Source organism: Holospora curviuscula (assembly GCF_002930195.1).
GTDB lineage: Bacteria > Pseudomonadota > Alphaproteobacteria > Holosporales > Holosporaceae > Holospora > Holospora curviuscula.
In genome coordinates this window covers 1-2310 of the sequence record NZ_PHHC01000067.1, presented here as the reverse complement: position 1 = coordinate 2310, position 2310 = coordinate 1, and the positions used below count along the sequence as shown (strand labels likewise).

At 50.5% G+C, this 2310-nt stretch carries 2 protein-coding genes and 1 pseudogene; all 3 read right to left on the bottom strand.

What is annotated here, in order from left to right; genetic code table 11:
- Positions 1 to 691, bottom strand: a 691-nt coding sequence (locus HCUR_RS01680) for a hypothetical protein (RefSeq protein ID WP_207760862.1), incomplete at its 3' end; no start/stop codon positions are given.
- Entirely contained in the window at positions 679 to 1443 is a 765-nt protein-coding gene (locus HCUR_RS01675; protein WP_243397245.1) for a hypothetical protein, read from the bottom strand. The genes HCUR_RS01675 and HCUR_RS01680, both read right to left, overlap by 13 nt.
- Positions 1443 to 2310, bottom strand: a pseudogene (locus tag HCUR_RS08220) (hypothetical protein); the annotation flags it as partial. The gene HCUR_RS01675 and the pseudogene HCUR_RS08220, both read right to left, overlap by 1 nt.

Here is a 2310-nt window from a genome sequence, read left to right as displayed (position 1 = left end):
TCTGCAGAACACCTTGGCGGGCAAGGGTTTTTACAGGATTTTCCTGATACACCAAGCTATGGGCTGCCGTCGTCTTAATCAGGTTCCCGGCGCTGCCCAGGTCCCCCACACCCAAGCTTAGCCCTTGCACTGCAAGGCTTTTTCCCGCTGCCTTGAGCATATCCGAGAGCTGGAGGGATTCGTGATTGGCCAAAGACTCCAGGCCTCCCTTCTGGATGAAGGCCTGAGCGGACGCTGCAAGCACGCCAGAGGCAATCCCTCCGCTGGCCCCTGCCAGAGCTGCAACGCCCACCCCCAGAGCGGCCTTAAAGGCAGGCTTAAAAATGGTACGAGGTCTCTGGGATTCTTGAGTAATAGAGGGCAGGACCGTGTGATGAATCTCGGTAAACTCGGGGCGAGGCGCCACCTCTAGGCCCGAGGGGCGCTGGCCCGTTGTGGAAATAACCTCCAGGTGCGGCGTATCCACCGCCAAATGACCCTGAACAGAACAGTCCAGGTAGTCCACCCCTTGGCCTTGGCGAGCCTGGATTTTCTGGAGAATGCGAGAGTCCTTTACCACCGAAACCTTCTCAAAGCTGTCATACTTCAGGGCGGGGCTCAGAAGGAGCTTCTCGCGAGCCTGAATGCGCACCTGGCCCTTAAACTGACTCCAAAGTTGAGTTAGGAAGGTCCAAAATTTCATCGCAGCCACGGCGCCTCTTGAGGTCCTTCCACCCAGGCTTGAGTCAAGGGTTTTTCCCCCAAGAACAGGTTGTTAGCCAGGATATCCAAGCTGTTCCGGGATTCCGGAGTGTCCTCCAACTCCAGCACCCGAGCCAAAATAAAGAAATATTCCGGGTGGATAAGGCGACTGTCCAGCTGCTCTAGTTGCTCCTGAGCCACCCGCTGCATGGCTTCAAAAGGCCGACCAAAAAGCGCCACCTCCTTGGCAAAAAAGGCAAACCTCAAAATAGGAAAAGGCACCCAAATCACCGCCTGGCTCCGGGGTGGGTCTTGGCCCTGAAGGTAGGGCCGGCGCCCATAGGGGGGGCCCGGACAGGGAAGCGGCCAAGCCATGAAAGGATCATATTGTTCTGTTATAAAATATTTCTCCTCCACGACTTTTATAGTACGACGGCCAACAAAAAGATCATTAGCAATCCCTATAAATTCTACAATATCACCACACATACCCCCATTGATCATTATCGTTTCTGAAATATAAAGCATAATTTCATGACTCGGATAATGATCTTCCATCTCCGCTTCTACCAAAGATGGAGTACTATCTTTAGCAAATTGAATAAGCTCAGATTCCCAAGGACTTTCCGATAGTTCATAAGTTCCCCAATGCTTCAATAATAAATCTTTCATCAAAAATCCCGCAAGGTAACGAGTAGTACCATTTCCTTGTTCTGCGTAAGGGTCATGAACCTTCCCTTGGTAATCTGTAAAGATATGCATTACTTTGACCCTCCTTTAAATCCTGCTTCCAGATCTTTTTGAGTAAGTGGATAATGAGGGCCATCCACCGCTTGACCATTTACTTCTTTAGGATGCACTCGATTAACGTTACCTTTCTGATCGTGACTTTCATGCCAAGATCTAACTTGCCCATTTTTTGGGTTATATTCTGTAACATGAGCAGCACCCTTCGTGGGACCAGGGTTCGTAGAAGCTCTTTCCGGAGCGTGATAACGGATTCTTTGGTCCGGAAGTACTCTCACTTCTACAGCATTTTTTTGAGCACTTTCTACAGCTTTAAATTTATTTTGAAGCGCTTCCATAGCATTAGGATTATTCGCCTCTATAATTTGGACACTTTCTTTAGATTGAACTTTTTCTTTAGCCAATTCCTGATCTGTATCCTTTTTCTTGTTTTTTTCGGGCTGCACTTCGGGCCGTACTTTCTTATCTCTTCCTCCGATCTGTTGATCCGAAGATTTTTGAGTCATTCTGCGAACGGTCTCCCCGCCTGCCAGGACTGCAGCAGGGCCCGCTCCAGGGGGAGGTTTTCCGGCGCCGCCCTCTTTAGAGTCTTCTTTTTGGTCTTGCTTAGGTTCCTGTTTTTGGGGATCTTTTTTCTCCTGATTCCAGTGATCCTGCTCAAGGACGTTCACCACTTTTTCCCCGGCCCAGAGGGTAGCGATGGTTCCTCCCACCACGGCGGCAGCCTCCAATAGTCCGGAAGCCACCGGAACTGCCAGCACAAAGTTATGTTGAAGAGCGTTATCCAAGGCTTCATCGCAGGCATGAATTTGGGAAGCCGATGCCCCCTCCAGCGCCTGAGCCGCCGCTGCCAGAACTCTCAACGGTGCAATGAGGGCTTGT